Origin of the sequence: Clostridium thailandense, from assembly GCF_019207025.1 — a bacterium.
Lineage (GTDB): Bacteria > Bacillota > Clostridia > Clostridiales > Clostridiaceae > Clostridium_AM > Clostridium_AM thailandense.
This window is the reverse complement of the sequence record NZ_JAEEGC010000190.1, coordinates 1-14,858: the sequence shown is the minus strand read 5'-3', so window position 1 is coordinate 14,858 and position 14,858 is coordinate 1. Positions and strand designations below refer to the sequence as shown.

The following is a 14,858-nucleotide window of genomic DNA, read 5'->3' as shown; positions in this document are numbered from 1 at the left end:
AAGCTTAGAAGATTTGATTGTTTGAGCACAGCGAGTTATCAAAGATTCTTAGCTTTTTTAAAAATATGGGCTTTAGACTTGTCAAAAGTATTTATCGTGCTGGAAGAATGTAAATATATCCCGGAGCATAAGTTAAGTGTCGGCCGTGGTTATCTATACTAATCTACATATATAACTGGTACACTGCTAATTCCAAGTTCTTGCGCTGCTGCATATTGGTCATGTCCTGATACCATTATCATACTTTCCTTTTTCAAAACAATTGGTTTATTAAATTTGCTATTATTCTTTATATAATGTATTGCTTTGTCCTTTGCTCTTTTTATAGATAGATTTTCGTTATCATTTACTATTCTTGAAATATCTATAATCTCATCTGTTCCCGTTGGTATTTCATAGTTTAAATCTATCTCTCCATTCTCATTCTTTGGCAAATTAAATATCTTTACTGATGCTGCTTCTACTGATATAAAAGGAATGCCCTTACTATTTACACAAGCTTTTAGTTTGCCTCTAATTACAAAATAGTTTACATCTGTCATTCCTATTGATGCATTTTTCCAATATTGTTTATCTACAATTACTCTGCAAATTGATTCTTTTTCATCGTAGGTATCAACTTTAAATAGTAAGTTGACATCTCCACTTTCTAATCTGTTTGCTTTAACTGGTACACCCTTAATAGTGATCTCTCCTTGATTCATAGTTTAAACCCTCCTTGATAATTATGGATAATTTATTTAGATTATCCTTAAAATTCTAAAACAAAACACCTAGGAAGTACTCTTACTTCCTAGGTGTTATTAACTTAAATTATAGTCTATTCCCATGTTTATTTTTTGAAAAACTTTACAAATACCCATCTCAGCAGTACTATGTTTATCTCTAGTACATTTACATGTTTTAGAACATACTTTAAGTGTACAAACTTTATCATTATAAGTTAACATAGTCTTCACCACCAATCTGTTTATTTTAAAACACTCATTTACATGTTTTTCTTACTTCTATTTATATTATATCACTTTAAATCTAATGCCACAATGTAAAATAAAGTCATGACATCATATTAATATGTTTCATATTTATTAGAGTGTGCACTATTCAATATTTTTACTGCTAGCCTATATTTATATGGAAACACTTCTTTATACTCGTCCTTTGTAATAAGATCTTCTAAATCCTCTTCATGTATGAATTTATATCTTGGATGAAATACCATAGCTCCTAAATTTCTTCCTCCTCCTCTTATACTTATAAAAAGCACTGATATATACTTCTTGCCAGAAGCACTTAAAAGAGTTCCTGGAATATAGACTTCATCCATTTCATTAAATCCACTCCCGTACATTTTATCGAACGCCATACTTATTTCTCTATATATCTTTTCAAAATAAAATTTGTCATCCTCTAATCTTGGGAAATCAATCTGCTTGGTATATTCATTTATATATTCTAGGTATTTATCACTATTCAAAAATCACACCACCTATAGTAGCATTTCCTACTAACTTTATTATAGGAATTAATATGATTCATAAAAAACAATACTTTCTAGTGGATTACGTGCTTTGTCATGTCTATCAGATGATACTGATTCATCTTTTACATATCCAACAGCCAATATGTTTACTGGCTCAACATTCTCTGGCAAATTGAACTCTTTTTTTATAACATTAGGGTCAAAGTAACATATCCATACTGTTCCAAGACCTAAATCTGTTGCCTCAAGCATCATATGATCTGTAACAATGCTTGCATCTATATCAGTTATTACCTTACCATCAAAAGGCCTTTTCCATGCAACATTATGATCTGCGCATATTACAAGGGCTAGGGGTGCTCCGTATACATTAGCTCCCTTTTTAAGCTTTTCTAAGCCTTCTTCTTTTTGAACTACTATAATTCTTTGTGGTTGAGTATTAGCACCAGTAGGTGCAACTCTACCCGCCTCAAGTATTTTAAGTAATTTATCTTCTTCTACTTTTTTTTGTTCGTATTTGCGCACTGAATAACGTTTCTTTGCCAATTCTAAAAAATCCATTTCTATCATCCCTTCTTAATCAGTATTACAATATAACTATATACAATTTTAAGGAACTATTTTATAAACTCAATGTAGTTTTTGCTAAAATATGAATATTATTTATACATCCTTCTATAATTATATACATATAAAAATATATATGAAAGTACGCACGTTAATAATACATAGTATACAAAACATTACTTAGTAACAATATTTATACCATTAAAAGGCAATGATAATTTTCTTTAAATTTTTAACTTATTTATTCCACTTGTTAGGACATAGTTCTAAATTCATACCCTTGTCCCTTTAAATACTCTATTATTTTAGGTAATGCTTTAGCTGTTTCTTCCTTACCATATGTATCGTGCATTAATATTATTACTTTTTCTTTTGAACCCACACTTTTCTTAACTTCATTTAATAACTCAGCTGCATTTTTTTTATTACCCTCTGAATCGAAATCATAAGCATTCCAATCTATGCTATACATGTCCTTTTCTTTTAATCTAGCATTAAGTTCTGACAAATTAGGGTCTTTATAGTATTCTCTTGACATATAGCCTCCTGGCATTCTTAATACTCTCGTATTAAAATCTTGTCCAACTATATTTCTAATTGCAGCATTGTTTTCTTCAATCTCTTCCATAAAATACTCTACATTAATCTTGTTTTTAGGATACAAATTTTTTAAATTATGAGAATAGGTATGATTTGCTAATGCATGTCCTTCTTTAAAGGTCCTATTTACTAAGTTTCTGCTTCTTTCATTAGTATCAATATTTTTTCCAACTAAACAAAAGGTAGCTTTTATATTGTAATTTTTTAATATGTCTAATATTTTAGGTGTTACAGTTATAGAGGGACCATCATCAAAAGTGAGAAAAGCAATTTTTTTGCCATCACTTTTTTGTTTGTTGTCCAGTATATTTTTAACTTCTTTAACATCATAAGTGTATTTCCGTCCTTCACTATTTACATTAGATAAAATATCTTTTAAATTGTCTTCTTTTATATTCTTTTTTTTCTCATTATTAACTATTTCTTCTTTAATATTATTTTTTGTTACAATTTTTGTGGAAGCTATTCCTCTATTAGCTTGTACTATTTTATTTTGATAACATTCATACCCCTTATATGACAAGACTGAAATTACAATTAAAGATGCAAAAATTGAACTCTTCCTTATTATTTTCATATTCTTATCTTTTCTTCCGTTTTTCCTTATCATTACTTTATCTTCCTTCCCTCTATAAAAAGATACTCATCATAAAAACTTTAATCTATAAATCAAAGAATCTCAGACTTTTATATTTCTATTTTATAGAAAGTATCTCTATTTTTTATAAACTAAGTATAAACAAAATATAAATTTTTTAAATAAATATTCTATAAATGCAATAAACTGTATTAAATTCAACTAATACAGTTTATTGGAAAATTATTTTATATCATAAATAATCAATTTACATATATTAAAAATGCTTCACATTAGATAGCTCTGGTAAATTTGATAAACTTTTGTCTTTGCTGAAATCTTCTTTTAAAGCTTTCCTTAAGAAGTAAGCAGAAGTTAAAGTAGCTATGGCATCAGTTATTGGATATGCCGCCCACGCCCCTTTTATACCAAATATCTGAACAAATAATATAGCTAAAGGTATGAATAATATAGTTTCTCTATATATTGAAAACAAGAAACTTTTTTTAGCCTCACCAATTGCTTGATAATAGTAAATTCCTACATAATAAACACCAACTAAAGGAAGTAATGAAATACATAACCTGAAGGCTTTAACGGTATGAATAAGCAAAACCGTATCCTTTAAGAAAAAGCCTATGATGGTATTTGAAAAAAACATAAAAATCAACCAAATGGTAAAAGAGGTTATAATTACAACTTTAATTGAAGTTGTTACTGTCTTCTTCATTCTTTCATAATTTTCAGCACCAAAGTTATAAGCAATTATAGGCTGTGCTGCTGAGCTCATTCCTATTATTGTTATAAACATGAACATTGAAACTTTTGTTATTATTCCAATCATGACAATTGCCGAATCTCCTCCTTCAGCATATAGAATATTATTTAATACTACAGAAACTACAGCATCAGAAATTTCTATTACAAAGGTTGAAAATCCTACAGTCAATATTCCGCTTAAAACTTTCTTATTTATTGAACTAGAAATAGAATAAATTGAAAACTGTAACTGGAAGACTTTTCTAACATCATTGAATTTGTAAAAAGCAAAAACAAATGCAAATATTTGAGATATCACTGTAGCTATAGCAGCTCCCTCTATTTCTAATTTCATTACAACTATTAAAATGTAATTAATTATTATATTTAAAGTTGCACCTATTAAGTTAGCATGTAATGAAACTCTGGTTTTTCCAAGAGAAATCATTATATTGCAAGCTACAACTGATAAACATTGAAAAATACCACCAATAAGTATTATCGATACATATTTTTTGGCTAAGGGATATGTTAACTCACTAGCACCTAGTCCATGGAGAATAGGTATTCTAAAAATAAAAATAGCTATTGAAACTATTATTAGTATTATCAAAGCTAAACTTAGTGAAGTTAATATTACTTTTTTTAATTCCGAGATATTTTTTTCTCCAAGACTTCTAGCAACATAAGTAGAAGCGCCTACTGAAATTAAAAGGCCGATTGCTACTAACAACCTCTGTATTGGAAATGCTATAGTAAGAGCTGCAATAGCATTAGCCCCTATATAACGACCTACATATACTGTATCAACCATATTATAAAGTTCAGATACCAATAATGCAAACATAGCTGGTACAGCAAATTTCAAAAGTAATTTATTTATTTTCTCCTTTGCAAAAATATTATTATCGATTCCCATAAATTTCACCCCAAATTCTAGCAAACTAAATTAAAAACTACTAAAATATAATTAGTTTACTATGTCTTTAATTATATTTTAGTGCTTATGGTGAAATTTTACATTCACTTAAGTACTGATAAAAAAGTACAATTGTGCCATGTCATGAAAATAACTTAAACAGAAAAAAACCTAAAAACACCTCTTTTAAGGTATCTTTAGGCCTCTTTTATTAAAATTAATAAAGCACCATAACCTTTAAGCTTTGCCTGGAGGTTAAATATAGCACTCTTTCTAAAATTCTTAAAATATATATTGGGAAAAGAAGCTTTATGAAGAATTTCTTTTTCTTCTTTATTTAACCTTTTAGGCTTTCCCATATCAACCCAGTAATTATAAGAAGATCCCACTTTCTCACTTATTTCATAATTTGTTATCCTTATTGCTGAAGGTATATTAACTATATTTAATGAAAGTTTTTTTACAGCTGCATTTTTAATTCCTCTAAGCTTTGAAAAACTTTTAAAGGGAATTAATTTATCTATACCATCATGATAACTATAAAGTAGAATTTGATATTCTTTATAGGATTTTGTAACGATATATCCCTTATCTTTGGCTACCAATATGTCCCCAAGTTTATTTAACAAATAATAAGCATAATATGAAGGTTTCTTTATACCTTTATCATTTATAAGTCCAGGATATCCAAAAAATACCTCATTAGTTAGATTAACTTGTTTGTCTAGTACATCAAATGCTCTTAAAAAATCTTGAAAACCTGTCTCGTTAACTACATTATTAATAATATAGGGTAACATATATGCTGTATCATAAATAAGATCTACATTATCTTCAGCATAAAAATACTCTTTAGTTATCTCCAATTTATATATGTTTAAAATTTCTGTTACCTTGTTTATAACATCTTCTTTAATAGTTGAACTAAATTGGAACTTAAAATAGCTCAAGTCTAAGTTATCTAACTCCCCAAAATAATCTAAGAAAGATTTTATTGCTTCTAAGAAATCTTCAAAATCAAAGCCTTTATCATCTAAAACTATAAGTGGCTTTAGATTAATAGTCTCCAAAAATTCAAATACATCTCTAGTTCTATTCCAATTATAAAATTTAGAGCTTGGAAACACGCACATATCTTGACTAAAAACATTTAAAAGCCTAGCATACTCAAAACCTATTTCTTCTTGAATAAGTTCAAGTATATCTTTGTTATCTTCAAGTAATAGATCAAAGGCATCTCCAACATTTACTATCTTCTTAAATATTTTTTTAAATTCTCCAATGTCATTTCCCATATTTATATTTATTTTTGTTACTTTATCTTCATAATTAAACCTGTCATAGTCCTCTAAATAATAAGTTATATAATCAAAGCTTTCTTTTAGATCATAAAATTTAATAACTTTTTGTCTATTAAAGTTTTCGGCATCAACTTTAAACTTTTTTCTATACTGCAAAGGAGTATATTTGTAATGAATTTTAAAATGTTTATTAAAATACCTAGTATGTGAAAAGCCAATATCTTCTGTAATTTCAGATATAGTTTTGTCTGTGTCCAAAAGCAGCTTTGCGGCTTCTTCCACCCTAGTCAAGTTAATTAAATCTGTAAAGCTTTGCCCAGTAGCATCTTTAATTTCGTGGGATAGATAATGGGTGCTTAAAAATTCTTTTTCTGCTATTTCTTGAAGTGTTATGTTATTGTCATAATTATTAAATATATATTTTATAATTCTATGATATCTCTCAAACTGCTCTTCATTTTCTTTTATATTTTCTTTTTCATACATTAGATAATGAAAATTATTTATAAGATGATAAAGAAGGTCTATTAAAATACTCTCTATCTCCTCATCGTAATTATCCTGCTTTTGAACCTCTTCACATACAATTTTGCATAAGAACACTCTAAGTTCATCATACTGATCGCTTTCTTGAGCCTTTTCATCTGTAGTATTAGTAAAAAAGAACATATTGTTGATGTCACTATAGTACTTTTCGAAGAAAAAAGGATCTATATGAAATATTAAAACCCTGTTATCTTTATCATCACTTAAAATCATGTGAGCTTCATCTAAATTTATTATCTCAATATCTTTTTCTATAAGTTCATATTTGTCAGAACCTATAATAACATCAAGCTTACCTTTAAGAACGTATAGTATTTCAATTGAATTGTGCCAATGTATTGGATACTTGTTTATATTTGCTAGAGAAATTATAACAGGTTTCTCTGAAGCATGCTCTATATATTCTCTTCTCATATATACAATTTTCCTTTCTTTATACATAACTATTTTATATATTAAATATTACCATTCGTACTAAATCAAGTAAACTATAATATCCATTGCATCTCTAATCCCTGCCATGATAAAATCTAGTTAACTCGTATATATTTTGGAGGAGATATTTTGAACTTAAAAGAAAAAATAAAAGAACTTCCTTCTTCACCAGGCGTATACCTAATGAAAGATTCTCTTAATATCATAATCTATGTTGGTAAATCAAAAAATTTAAAAAACAGAGTTGGGTCTTACTTTCACAATTCAAAGTCACATTCTCCAAAGGTTGTAAAAATGGTTAAAAACCTAAAAGACTTTGAATATATACTCACTGATACAGAATTCGAAGCTTTTATGCTTGAGTGTAAATTGATAAAAGAATTGAAGCCAATGTATAATAGACAAATGAAAAATCCTAAATCTTATTCTTATATAAGAATAGACACTAGTAAAAAGTACCCTAGTATTGATATTTCCAATGAATTTAATAAAGATGATGATTCTCTACATTTTGGACCTTATACCAGCAAAAATATAATAGAAAGGGCTCTTCAAGGTATAAAAGAACATTACAAGCTAATGTGTATTAACAACTTACAAAAATCTGTATCTTGCTTAAATTATTCTCTAGGATTATGTATTGGTCCTTGCTTAAATGAAGCTTCAAAAGAGCAATACTTAGTAATATTAAAAAAGATAATAAAATTACTCAATTGCTCTGATAAAGGAATTATTTTTGAAATGGAAAATAAGATGAATACCTTGGCAGAAAATCTAAACTTTGAAAATGCCGCTAAATACAGAGACTATATAAGTGCATTAAACTATATTGTAGATAAAAATGAGATTGTAGAATTTATTAAAGAGAATAGAAATATTGCCTTACTTGAATATTTGAATAAAGATAATCTTAAATTTTTTCTTATTAACAGAAATAAGATACTTTTTAATAAGACTTTTAATATAAAACACCTTGGTTTTCAACAACTTAAATTTATCTTAAAAACTAATATTTTATCTTACTTTAACAATGACTCTCTAGAAAATTCAATAAGAATTGGAAAATATGAAATTGATGAATCTCAGATAATTTATACTTACTTAAAAAGTAAATATAACAACTGTAAATATATTATTGTTTCAGAAAAATTGCTTAATGACGTAAATGATATAGACTTAGATAAAGAACTTAACAAATTACTGTCAATATAGTATATTGACAGTAATTTTCATGCTATAACTCTGATTGTATAATATTGAGTAATAACATACTTGAAAATGTATACATTAATTGCTATACTAATATTCGTTACAACAAGTACTTGGAGGGGATTATATGCTTGTATCTTATGATCAAAATGTTGGTAACTTTACAAATTTAGTTAACAAAAAAATGGTTTATTACCTAACTTCACAGCTAGGAGCCTTTGATATAACTGCCGAACAATGGCAGGTATTACTTAAATTATCTAAACATAATAATATAAATCAAAAGATTCTCTCTCAAATGACAAATAAAGATCAACCTACTTTAACAAGAATGCTTGATATACTAGAGAGAAAAGCCTTAGTTGAAAGACACGTTAGCAAAGAGGATAGACGTTCTTTTTGTATTAATATAACCGAAAAAGGATTAGCTTTAACAGAAAAACTCATACCTTATATAGAAGATATATTCAAAAAAATTTTAAATGGTATTTCAGAAAAAGACTTGAATATTTATTTAGATGTTCTTGATCAAATAAATAAAAATATTAGTAATTTAGAACTCTAATATTATACCTAAATCGGGACATATCATTTCATTACTGTAATATCAAAACAATAAAAATATAATTTAATTGAAGGACATTTTTAGTTCTTCGAAGCATTAAATGCTACCAATATTTCAGGATATTGGTAGCATTTTTAATTATATTCATTATTTCCGCTAATGTAATTATAAAATCATTTAATTCACTTTTCTTGACAATTATAGATAGTAAGTATATTATTAGTATGACAACTATTTGTATGTTAATAATTGTTATATCATATAACAAACAAAAAGTAATTCAAATGTTTTAAGTGGAGGTTAAAAAGATGGAACAAATTTTAAAAAAAGAAATTTATGAAGAAAGAAATTTTAAAGTAATACCAATTAGCATAGCACTAATAGCTGCTGGCTTTTTTTGTATGCTAAGCGAAACAGTATTAAATATGGCCTTAAAAAATTTAATGAGCCAATTTAGTATAACTGCAAACACCGTACAATGGTTAAGTACAGGCTATATGCTTATTATGGGTATATCTATTCCTATTTCTGCATTTCTTACTGGTACTTTCACAACAAGGCAATTATTTTTATCTTCTGTAACTATATTTGTACTTGGAACAATTATATGTGGTTTTTCTCCTGCTTTTTCTATTTTATTAATAGGGAGATTAATTCAAGCTGTAGGTACTGGTCTTCTTATACCTACTATAGTAAATACTTTAATAATTATTAATCCAATAGAAAAACGTGGAAAAGCGTTAGGCATATTCAATCTGGTAATGTTTTGTGCACCAGCTATTGGTCCTACACTATCCGGTTTGATTGTACAATCTTACAGTTGGAGATGGTTATTTTTAAGCATAATTCCTTTCTCTATAATTGCACTCATTATCGGATATATATATATAGAAAATGTAACAAAATTGACAAAACCAAACATAGATATTATATCTATACTGCTATCTACTGTTGGTTTTGGTGGATTTATATATGGTGTTAATAATATCGGAGAGTCCTCTACAGTTAAAATGGCTGCTCCTGTAATTATAGGCTGCATTGCACTTGCTATATTCGTATTCCGCCAAGCAACTATTAAAGAACCTATGTTAGATATGCATCCTTTTAAATATCCCATGTTCACTATCGGAATGATACACATTATAATTATGCACATGGTTAATTTTTCCATAATGCTTATTTTACCTATGTATCTTGAAGGAGCTTTAGGATTATCAGCTTTCACAGCAGGCTTGATTATGCTTCCTGGTGGGTTTATTAATGGGATTATATCACCAATTTCTGGACATTTTTATGATAAATTTGGGCCTAAAGTATTAATTCTCCCCGGATTTATAATTTCTACAGTCGTATTTTTTATATTTTCTCATGTAATATCACTTAATATGACTATCCCATTAATTATTACTTTACACTGTCTTTCATTAGTTGCTGTAGGAATGATAAATACTCCTTCTCAAACAAACAGCTTAAATCAATTATTACCTGAACATTATCCTCATGGTACTGCCATATCAAATACATTGCAACAAATAGCAGGAGCTTTTGGAACCTCCTTATTTGTAGCTATTATGTCTGCAAGTCAAAAAAAATACTTAATGTCTGTAAGTAATCCTAACGATTCTAAACAACAGGCTTTATCCTTAGTTTTTGGTGTACATCACACTTTATCAATTGAAGTTATGGTTCTTCTTGTAGCTGTAGTTTTAGCACTATTTTTAAAACGCAACAATTTAAGCCATAGCAAAAAATAAAACCGCCAAAGGGGTTTATCATAATACATTACGTGCATTATGACAAACCCCTTTTTATAACATAATTAAATTATCTAATTTTATCTTTCTAAAACATCTTTATGGTATGCTTTATTACTTATTTGACATCGGCAATTCTTGGGAAAGTAGCTGCTGCTACTGGCATAACATAAGTTTTTAGATTTTTTCCTCTCTTATTATAGGTCATTTCTAAAGCCTCTTCTACTGTTTTTACTACAGTAATATCAGTCTTTTTAAGAAACTCTGGGTTTAAATCTGATACTAATATAACATCAACCTTTTTAGCTATTTCACAGAAAATATATCCTATATCTTTTGAAATACTATATTCTCTTCTTAATTCCTTTTCTCTATCTAGTAAACCTTCAAAATTAAGTAATATATCCTGAACATCTTGATTACCACCAAGTCCTTCGCAGCACTGGCTTAGGATAATTAATGTTCCTCCTTCTTTTACTGCTTCTATGGCATTAATAATAGTTTTACTAGTTTGATAGAAGTTTATATCCTTTGGATAACCTCCTGCAGAAGAAATAACCAAATCTGCTTTTTCATTTATAGTTACTCCATCCATCTGATCAACTATATTACATCCTTCTAAAAAAGCCTCTACATAATTACCACTAACTGCAGCAGCTATACTTCCATTGTGTCCAGCTATAACATTAAATATAAAAGTAGGCCTTAAAAAAGCAGCAGCCTGCATCATATCTTCATGCACAGGATTTCCTTTTAGTTTTCCACACTTTGCATCTGTATTCTTGCCTTGTCCAAGTTCTTTACTAAGTGAAAGTGAATGATTTTTCATTATGGTTTCATAGGAGGATATTCCTGGAAGAACAGTTTTTCTTCCTCCACCATACCCTGCTAAAAAGTGATATACAATACCTCCTGCAAGTACTAAATGATCACATTCTACTACTCTCTTGTTTACAATTATTGGTGTTCCATATGTAGTCTCTCCAAGATAAGTTAGATTTTCTTTATCCAAACAGTCATGGTCAATAACCTCAAATCTTTTTGAAAGCTCCTCACCTATAAGTTTTTCATGTTCCTCCTTTGTTTGCTTCCTATGAGAACCAAGTGCACTAATTATAGTTATATCTTTATCCTCTACTCCACCAAGATTTAATTCTTCTACAATTTTATATACAAACTTGTCAGTTTTCTGCCAAGCTCTTGTAACATCTGGTATTACCACGCAAACAGTTTCTCCTTCATGGACAAGTTCCTTAAGTCTCGGACTCCCTATTGGATTATGTAATGCATCTAAAATAATTTCATCTTCTAATTTAGATACCTTAAATTCATTTCCTTCTATTACCCCGATTAGGTTTTCTTCTTCAACAGAAATGTTAACTTTAGTCCTTCCATAATTCATGTCAATACTTCTCATATTTAGCCCCCCAATTTTGAATAGTAATGCTTAATTTGTAAATTTTTATAAATTAATCTAAATTATATCATAATTGATTTGCCTTATCAATGTACATAAAATCATCTAAAAGTCCATATTTAAAGAATAAACAAAAAGAAGTGCTATTACTATATAATTTTAAAAAAATATCTTTACATATCTTATATTAAGTAATTCTTATGATTCCAATCATTCCAAAACCAATGGCATATAGTATTCCTGCCGCTACCATATTAATCAAAGTATGTAGCTTTCGTGTAAAACTTATGATACTTACAGTCAAAAATATCACTGTAAAAGCATTTACACTCATAAGTAAACCAAACGTTTCCGCACCATTTCCCTCATAGATTTTGTCTAACATTAGAGGCAGATAAAATCTATGTTGTGTATATGCAATACTATATAATATATATAATGAGAAATATTAAAATCTGAGGTCGTCTAGTAAGAACTCTAAAAAGACTACCATCTTCAGCTTTTTCCTTTAAAATCGTTAAACCTTGCAAACATAACTTTTTACCTCTTCTAAGTTTATTGTGCAGCAAAAAAAATTTTATAGGTTCGATTATATTTTATTGGCAAGAAAAACTGAAAGTAAACTTGTTTACTTAAATTTCTATGGCATTTAGGCACTTTTAACGTTATATAATAATTTTGTAAACCACATCAAACATTTAATCAAGCAGTTTAATCCTCATACCTAAATTATCTATCTTATGGCTTCCTTATATATTGATGTTTTATCTTGCTTAGATAATATTCTCCTAATTTCATAAATAATACTTGCTTTAAACCAAATTATGATGGTTTTAATATGCATGTTGATAATACTCAATTAAAGGTATATAATTTCCTTTATAGTATTATATATACATTTACTTATAAAAATTTCTATTCCAATTGATAATTATAGATATAAAAATAATAAGTATGTAATGAAAATTTAGGAGGTATGTAATGAATTCAATTAAAGGTAAGAGTTGTTTATTTTTTTGTTTTTTCTTTTTATATTCGTATTTCCCTATTTCCCCCAATGTACAAGCTTCTGAAGTTAACTCAAACATTTATAATGCCGCACTTAAACTTCCAGAAGAAAGCAATATAAGTGTAAAAAATCCATGGTCAATTACTTTGCCTGAATCAATTAAAATAGATAAGCTAGATGGTTTAGTTGTTGAAAGAAATTCCCAAAATATACCAATTATTGTAAGTACCTTAAATAACAAGACATTATCTATACGTCCTATAGAACCTTATGAAGAAAATAGTACTTATACCGCAAAGATATTTCTAAATGATAATGAAGAATATATTTTGGATTTTACTACTGAAATATTAACATATGATAATATTCTGCTAGAATACACTCCACTTCCTCAGGTTTCTGATGTAAATATTATTGACGATGAAACCATACGTATTAAATTTAACCAAAATATGAAACATACATTTGCAGAAAATTCAGCAAATTATCAACTAAAAGACAAGGATTATAATAATATAAGTAATCATATAAAGGCTATAATCCCTGTAAATGCCAAATCAAATACTGATACCAATACTTATGATATAGTACTTTATAAGACCGCTGGAGATGCTAAAGATAATGGAATATTGACTAAAGATGTTGATTCAACTTCTTGGAATCTCATACAAAATCAATATAATATTACAATAGAGAATATCCCATCCACTCGCGGTGTAGTTATGTATAAATATTCTTTTGGAGTAGGTGCCACTGATGCCAAAAAATAAACTTATACTATTTTAGGAGGATGAAAATGAGATTAAGTAAAATTAAAATTCATATATTTCTATTGTTCTTACTTTTATATTTGCTATCAACCTTCAATAAAACAGCCTATGCTGCAAGTGTGGCCGAGGCAAGCTCTGCTATATCAACCCAACTACCAGCTCAAAGTAATGTAAGTATAAATAAATCTTGGACAATTACATTTACTGGACAAATTACTTGGAATCAAATTGACGGTATAAACATTCTAAACAACTCAACTTTTATACCTATAAAAGTAAACAAAATAAGCAGTACTTCCCTTTCTATAACCCCTATTATTTTTTATCAAGCAGATTCTAAGTATACTCTAAAAATATTTTTAAAGAATGGTAGAAAGTACCATTTAGATTTTACTACTGAACCTATAACTACTACATTAAATAGCAAACCCAGGGTTTTAGGAGTTCAATATAGAGACGATGGGAATATTTATGTTAAGTTTGATAAGGCTATAGACAAAGAAACTGCCTTCGTTACTTCAAATTGGGAATTAAATGGAGATAAAATATCAAATCTTGGGTTTAAAACAAGCGATTTTGATATAAGTAGTGATAGCACTACAGTTGAACTAAAAAATCTTAAAAGATATATTGATGTAGGTTCAAATATAATTTCTATTCACTCTGGTATTAAAGATAGTTATGGAAATTCAGTTGAATCTGATACTATAAAGTCTTTTGAATATATTCCTTATAACATAGCAACACCTTAGGTTTTTAGTAATAATATAAAGAATCAGATTTTATCACAAAACATGGTGGAATTGTATACTGCTTATAGATAAACACGGCCGACACTTAACTTATACGCAGGGATATGTTTCCAAAGCTGAAAGCACATATAAAAACTTTTTAATCAATCTTAGCGAAGTATTTTAGAAAATCTTAGGACCTTTGATATGTTTGAG

Annotated in this window: 14 protein-coding genes; 5 read left to right on the top strand and 9 right to left on the bottom strand. The window is 28.1% G+C overall.

The genetic code is table 11. The features are described 5' to 3' along the window. Positions 1–158: 158 nt before the first annotated feature. From I6U48_RS27340 to I6U48_RS27310, 7 genes are all read right to left on the bottom strand, one after another. On the bottom strand, positions 159–704 hold the full coding sequence (locus I6U48_RS27340) for a ParB N-terminal domain-containing protein (RefSeq protein WP_218323676.1): 546 nt from the start codon (positions 702–704) through the stop codon (positions 159–161). Between the two features lie 99 nt (positions 705–803). Further along, entirely contained in the window at positions 804–950 is a 147-nt protein-coding gene (locus I6U48_RS27335) for a hypothetical protein (RefSeq protein ID WP_218323675.1), read from the bottom strand. Between the two features lie 119 nt (positions 951–1,069). After that, the gene (locus tag I6U48_RS27330; protein ID WP_218323674.1) at positions 1,070–1,477 is read right to left on the bottom strand and encodes a hypothetical protein; all 408 of its coding nucleotides are present in this window, start codon (positions 1,475–1,477) and stop codon (positions 1,070–1,072) included. Positions 1,478–1,525: 48 nt separating this feature from the next. Continuing rightward, entirely contained in the window at positions 1,526–2,044 is a 519-nt protein-coding gene (locus tag I6U48_RS27325) for a nitroreductase family protein (RefSeq protein WP_218323673.1), read from the bottom strand. A gap of 259 nt (positions 2,045–2,303) precedes the next feature. Continuing rightward, a complete protein-coding gene (locus tag I6U48_RS27320; protein WP_218323672.1) occupies positions 2,304–3,260 on the bottom strand; it encodes a polysaccharide deacetylase family protein in 957 nt (318 codons plus the stop codon). A gap of 244 nt (positions 3,261–3,504) precedes the next feature. After that, complete coding sequence (locus I6U48_RS27315) at positions 3,505–4,905, bottom strand: MATE family efflux transporter (RefSeq protein ID WP_218323671.1); 1,401 nt, start codon at positions 4,903–4,905, stop codon at positions 3,505–3,507. 197 nt (positions 4,906–5,102) lie between these two features. Next, positions 5,103–7,166: a helix-turn-helix domain-containing protein gene (locus tag I6U48_RS27310; protein ID WP_218323670.1), complete on the bottom strand. Its 2,064-nt coding sequence runs from the start codon at positions 7,164–7,166 to the stop codon at positions 5,103–5,105. Positions 7,167–7,316: 150 nt separating this feature from the next. Between I6U48_RS27310 and I6U48_RS27305 the strand changes: the two genes are divergently transcribed. The 3 genes from I6U48_RS27305 (at position 7,317) to I6U48_RS27295 (ending at position 10,715) form a co-directional block, all read left to right on the top strand. Continuing rightward, complete coding sequence (locus I6U48_RS27305; protein ID WP_218323669.1) at positions 7,317–8,399, top strand: UvrB/UvrC motif-containing protein; 1,083 nt, start codon at positions 7,317–7,319, stop codon at positions 8,397–8,399. Positions 8,400–8,523: 124 nt separating this feature from the next. After that, a complete protein-coding gene (locus tag I6U48_RS27300; RefSeq protein WP_218323668.1) occupies positions 8,524–8,961 on the top strand; it encodes a MarR family winged helix-turn-helix transcriptional regulator in 438 nt (145 codons plus the stop codon). 308 nt (positions 8,962–9,269) lie between these two features. Further along, entirely contained in the window at positions 9,270–10,715 is a 1,446-nt protein-coding gene (locus I6U48_RS27295; RefSeq protein ID WP_218323667.1) for an MDR family MFS transporter, read from the top strand. A 118-nt stretch (positions 10,716–10,833) separates the two neighbouring features. Here I6U48_RS27295 and I6U48_RS27290 read toward each other — a convergent pair whose 3' ends face one another. Together I6U48_RS27290 and I6U48_RS27285 are read right to left on the bottom strand one after the other, a co-directional pair. Continuing rightward, a complete protein-coding gene (locus I6U48_RS27290; RefSeq protein ID WP_218323666.1) occupies positions 10,834–12,132 on the bottom strand; it encodes a lactate racemase domain-containing protein in 1,299 nt (432 codons plus the stop codon). Positions 12,133–12,319: 187 nt separating this feature from the next. Then, positions 12,320–12,517, bottom strand: a complete 198-nt coding sequence (locus I6U48_RS27285) for a hypothetical protein (RefSeq protein WP_218323665.1) — start codon at positions 12,515–12,517, stop codon at positions 12,320–12,322. A 596-nt stretch (positions 12,518–13,113) separates the two neighbouring features. Here I6U48_RS27285 and I6U48_RS27280 point away from each other — a divergent pair. After that, positions 13,114–13,911, top strand: a complete 798-nt coding sequence (locus I6U48_RS27280; RefSeq protein ID WP_218323664.1) for a hypothetical protein — start codon at positions 13,114–13,116, stop codon at positions 13,909–13,911. A gap of 26 nt (positions 13,912–13,937) precedes the next feature. Then, positions 13,938–14,663, top strand: coding sequence for a hypothetical protein (locus I6U48_RS27275; protein ID WP_218323663.1), 726 nt, complete (start codon positions 13,938–13,940; stop codon positions 14,661–14,663). Positions 14,664–14,858 lie beyond the last annotated feature (195 nt).

Coding starts and splice junctions, on each gene's coding strand:
- I6U48_RS27300 (WP_218323668.1), top strand. CDS start 8,524: ATGCTTGTATCTTATGATCAAAATGTTGGTAACTTTACAAATTTAGTT.
- I6U48_RS27335 (WP_218323675.1), bottom strand. CDS start 950: ATGTTAACTTATAATGATAAAGTTTGTACACTTAAAGTATGTTCTAAA.
- I6U48_RS27340 (WP_218323676.1), bottom strand. CDS start 704: ATGAATCAAGGAGAGATCACTATTAAGGGTGTACCAGTTAAAGCAAAC.
- I6U48_RS27310 (WP_218323670.1), bottom strand. CDS start 7,166: ATGAGAAGAGAATATATAGAGCATGCTTCAGAGAAACCTGTTATAATT.
- I6U48_RS27325 (WP_218323673.1), bottom strand. CDS start 2,044: ATGGATTTTTTAGAATTGGCAAAGAAACGTTATTCAGTGCGCAAATAC.
- I6U48_RS27320 (WP_218323672.1), bottom strand. CDS start 3,260: ATGATAAGGAAAAACGGAAGAAAAGATAAGAATATGAAAATAATAAGG.
- I6U48_RS27275 (WP_218323663.1), top strand. CDS start 13,938: ATGAGATTAAGTAAAATTAAAATTCATATATTTCTATTGTTCTTACTT.
- I6U48_RS27280 (WP_218323664.1), top strand. CDS start 13,114: ATGAATTCAATTAAAGGTAAGAGTTGTTTATTTTTTTGTTTTTTCTTT.
- I6U48_RS27295 (WP_218323667.1), top strand. CDS start 9,270: ATGGAACAAATTTTAAAAAAAGAAATTTATGAAGAAAGAAATTTTAAA.
- I6U48_RS27315 (WP_218323671.1), bottom strand. CDS start 4,905: ATGGGAATCGATAATAATATTTTTGCAAAGGAGAAAATAAATAAATTA.
- I6U48_RS27290 (WP_218323666.1), bottom strand. CDS start 12,132: ATGAGAAGTATTGACATGAATTATGGAAGGACTAAAGTTAACATTTCT.
- I6U48_RS27285 (WP_218323665.1), bottom strand. CDS start 12,517: ATGTTAGACAAAATCTATGAGGGAAATGGTGCGGAAACGTTTGGTTTA.